4 protein-coding genes are annotated in these 3893 nt (G+C 63.9%); 1 reads left to right on the top strand and 3 read right to left on the bottom strand.

Annotation, left to right across the window (positions count from 1 at the left end; translation table 11 throughout):
* Positions 1 to 124: 124 nt before the first annotated feature.
* The 3 genes from AC1DHD_RS14720 to AC1DHD_RS14710 are packed head-to-tail and all read right to left on the bottom strand — an operon-like array spanning position 125 to position 3392.
* Complete coding sequence (locus AC1DHD_RS14720; protein WP_476880427.1) at positions 125 to 1144, bottom strand: transketolase family protein; 1020 nt, start codon at positions 1142 to 1144, stop codon at positions 125 to 127.
* On the bottom strand, positions 1141 to 2019 hold the full coding sequence (locus AC1DHD_RS14715) for a transketolase (protein ID WP_476880426.1): 879 nt from the start codon (positions 2017 to 2019) through the stop codon (positions 1141 to 1143). Before AC1DHD_RS14715 ends, AC1DHD_RS14720 begins: the two co-directional genes overlap by 4 nt.
* 35 nt (positions 2020 to 2054) lie before the next feature.
* Positions 2055 to 3392: an MFS transporter gene (locus AC1DHD_RS14710; protein ID WP_476880425.1), complete on the bottom strand. Its 1338-nt coding sequence runs from the start codon at positions 3390 to 3392 to the stop codon at positions 2055 to 2057.
* Between the two features lie 255 nt (positions 3393 to 3647).
* On the opposite strand from AC1DHD_RS14710, the gene AC1DHD_RS14705 reads away from it, so the two are divergent.
* On the top strand, positions 3648 to 3893 hold a 246-nt coding region (locus tag AC1DHD_RS14705; protein WP_476880424.1), incomplete at its 3' end, for an SDR family NAD(P)-dependent oxidoreductase.

Raw genomic sequence — 3893 nt, 5'->3', positions numbered from 1 at the left:
GGCCCGTCCTCAGTGTTATACGTCGACTGTTTACAGTTGGTTGTTTGATGATACGGCAGAAAGCACGGCTCCGGCGGGCGCCGGGGCCGTGCTTTCTGAGTTCTGAGCAGCCAATCCCGGGCGGTCAGCTGAGTTCGGCGAGGACTTTGGCGACGATGCGGTCCACGGCGAGGCCGTAGCGGTCATGCAGGGTGGGTAGGGCGCCGGCGTCGAGGAACTGGTCCGGCAGCGCCACGGGAACCACGCGCTTGCCCACCCCTGCGGTGACGACGGCGGAGGCCACCGTTTCGAACAGGCCGCCGATAACAGAGTGGTTTTCCAGCGTGACGGCGAGGCGGTCGGTGTTGATCTCGGCGAGGACCGTTTCGGCGTCGAACGGCTTGATGGTCGGGGTGTGGACGACCGCGACGTCAACGTTGTGGGCTGCAAGTGCCTTGGCGGCCTGAAGGGCGCGCATGGTCATCAGGCCGGAGGAGATGAACACGACGTCGTTGCCGCCACGCAGAACCTTGGCCTTGCCAAGTTCGAAGGTGTAGCCGTACTCGTCGAGGACGGTAGGGACGTTGCCGCGCAGCAGGCGCAGGTAGGTCGGGCCGTCGCTGGCCGCCAGTTGGGGGACGRCTTGTTCAATGTCGATCGAGTCGCAGGGGTCCACGATGGTCAGGTTGGGCATACCACGGAAGATAGCCATGTCCTCGGTGGCCTGGTGGCTGGGCCCGTACCCTGTGGTCAGTCCGGGGAGGCCGCCTACGATGTTTACGTTCAGGTTCGGTTCGGCGCTGTCCAAGCAGAGGAAGTCGTAGGCACGCCGGGCGGCGAACACCGAGTAGGTGGAGGCGAAGGGGACAAGCCCGGTTTCGGCGAAGCCGGCGGCTGCGCCGAAGAGGAGCTGTTCGGCCATGCCCATTTGGAAGAACCGCTCCGGGAAGGCCTGGGCGAAGATGTGCATGTCGGTGTACTTGCCCAGGTCGGCGGTGAGGCCCACGATCTTGTCGTTTTCCTGCGCGGCCTTGACCAGGGCGTGCCCGAACGGTGCGGAGTCGGTCTTCTGGCCGGCGTCCGCGAAGGACGCGATCATCGCCGAGGTCTTCAGCTTCGGCTTGGCGGCTGTGCTGGTGTCGGGGGCCTCGGTGGTGGTGTTCATGCTGAAGCCTTTCCTTCGTAGCCGGCGGTGAGTTGTTCGCGGCAGGTCTGCCATTCGTGTTCTTCGATGCGCATGAAGTGCGCCTTTTCGCGGTTCTCGAGCAGCGGAACGCCGCGGCCGACCTTCGTATCGCACAGGATTACTGAGGGGCGTCCGACGGCGGCGGCCTGGGCGGCGGCGTTGTCGAATGCCGCCAGCAGCGCGCTGACGTCGTTCCCGTCTACCCGCTGGGTGTACCAGCCGAACGCTTCCCATTTTTCCGTCACTGGTTCGGTCCGCAGCACGGTATCTGTTTTGCCGTCCGCCTGCAGGGCGTTGATGTCCACCATCGCGGTGAGGTTGCCGAGCTCGTGGTGGTGGGCCCCCATGGCGGCCTCCCATGTGGAGCCTTCGTCCAGTTCCCCGTCGGAAAGGAAGTTGAACACTCGGGCGTTTGAGCCCTGGTAGCGCAGTCCCAGGGCCATGCCGACGGCGATGGTCAGGCCGTGACCCAGGGAGCCGCCGGAGATTTCCATGCCGGGGGTGTAGGTGGACATCCCGGACATGGGCAGGCGTGAGTCATCGGAGCCGTAGGTCTCCAGTTCCTCCACGGGCACGATTCCGGCCTCGGCCAACGCGGCGTAGTGGCCGATGGCGTAGTGGCCGGTGGAGAGCAGGAACCGGTCGCGGGCTTCCCAGTGCGGGTCCTCGGCGCGGAAGTTCAGTTGGTCCGCGTAGACGGTGGCGAGCATGTCCGCTGCGCCGAGTGCCTGGCCCACGTAGCCCTGTCCCTGCACCTCCCCCATGTTGAGGGCGTGGTGCCGTATCCGGTAGGCCGCGGCGCTGATCTTCGTCACGCGGTCCTGGTCCACGCGCTCGGCGGTAAGTGTTGGCATTGTTAGCTCCGATTTCGTTTGGGTCGTTGCGGTGATCAAACGTTCACCATGTTGGGGGTGCTTTTGGTGGCTTCGTCAGCGAACTCGCGCTCACGCTTGCCCCAGGTTTCCTTGGTGTTGATGGCGGCCAAGAGGCCGATGGCTGCGTAGAAGGCGAACAGCAGCGCCGGGCCCATCCAGCCGAAGCTCACGAACAGCAGTGTGGTGATGAACGGGGTGAAACCGGAGACGGTGGCCGAAATCTGGTAGGCCAGCGAAGCCCCGGAGGAGCGGGTGTTGGCCCGGAACAGCTCGGGGAACCACGCGCCCTGGGCGCCGGCGAGTGAGTTCTGGCAGACGGCGTAGGAGATCACGAGGGTGGCGATAATGAAGAAGAACATTCCCGTGTTGACCAAGAGGAACATCGGAATCGCGAACAGTAGGGCGAAGGCGCAGGACCACACATAGAGGGGCCGCCGGCCGATCCGGTCGGTTAGCGCTCCCCAGGCCTGGGTGGCGAAGATGCCGATTGCCGAGGCGATGCACAGGGCCAGCAGGGTCTGGGTCTTGTCCGCCAGGTGCTGGGCGTTCAGGTAGGAAATCATGTAGGTGATGGACACGGCGTAGCCGGCGGTCTCTGCAATGCGCAGCCCGATGCCCTTGACGATGTTCCGCCAGTCGGTCTTGATGACCTCCACGATGGGGGACTTCACGATGGTGCCGGAGTCCTTGACCTCATCGAAGACCGGGGACTCGGGGACCTTGGAACGGATGATCAGGCCTACGATCACCAGCACGATGCTGGCGAGGAACGGGATGCGCCAGGTCAGCTCGCCGCCGAGCTGTGCGCTCGAGAGGAAAACCAGGTTGGCCAGCAGAAGCCCGACCGGGAAGCCGGCCTGGACCATGCCTGTGAACTTGCCCTTCGACTTCCAAGGCGCGTGTTCGTAGCTCATCAGGATGGCGCCACCCCATTCCGCGCCGAAGGCCAAGCCCTGGACGATGCGGACGAACACCAGCAGGGCGGGGGCCAGCAGGCCGACCTGGCTGTAGGTGGGGAGCAGTCCAATGACGAAGGTGGCAATTCCCATGAGAATAAGGGAGGAGACCAGCACCGGCTTGCGGCCGAGCTTGTCGCCGAGATGGCCGCCGATGATGCCGCCGATCGGACGGGCAGCAAAGCCGACGCCGAGGGTGGCGAATGCGGCCAGCGTCCCGGTCACCGGGTCACTGCCGGGGAAGAAGGCCGTTCCGAAATACAGCGCCGCTGCGGTGCCGAAACCGATGAAGTCATACGTCTCAATCACTGCGCCGACGCTGGAGCCAATGGCGACCCTTTTGGCGTCCTTGGTGCCGTGTACATGGCCCCGCATTTTCAGAGCTTCATTGCTCATGGAGTTTCGTCCCTTTCGATGAGCGAGGGGCCCGGGGCTCCGACGCTGTCGACTGTTAACAAACCTGACACGAACAATAGTGACGCAGGTCATGAACAGTGTCAACAGTCAATGTCTAGAGTTGACTGTTGACAGTCGGTCGGCTTACAGTGATTCACATCACCCTGCAAATTAGGGCGGTCTCGCCGACGAGTAACACCGGCGGGTCGCTCTGTCTGCCGAACGCAATACCCCCTAGGTTTTCAAGGAGCACCAATGAGCCACACCAACCAGCGCACCGCAGTCCTGACCGGGGCCACCTCTGAGCGCGGCATCGGCATCACCACTGCCCGCCGCTACGCCAGTCAGGGGTGGGCGGTCGTGATCTTGGATCTCGATGGCGAGAAGTCTGCCAAAGTCGCAACCGAGATCGGCAACGAATTCGACGTCCCCGCTTTCGGGCACGAAATCGACGTAGCAAGCGAAGCCTCCGTCATCACCGCCCAGGCCGCAGTAGCGGCC

Source organism: Arthrobacter sp. 05L45_2, assembly GCF_056397525.1.
Note: the sequence above shows the minus strand (reverse complement) of the source record. Positions and strands in the feature narration are given on the sequence as shown.

Excerpts from the sequence above, each read along its gene's own strand:
- AC1DHD_RS14710 (WP_476880425.1), bottom strand. The coding sequence starts at position 3,392 with ATGAGCAATGAAGCTCTGAAAATGCGGGGCCATGTACACGGCACCAAG.
- AC1DHD_RS14715 (WP_476880426.1), bottom strand. The coding sequence starts at position 2,019 with ATGCCAACACTTACCGCCGAGCGCGTGGACCAGGACCGCGTGACGAAG.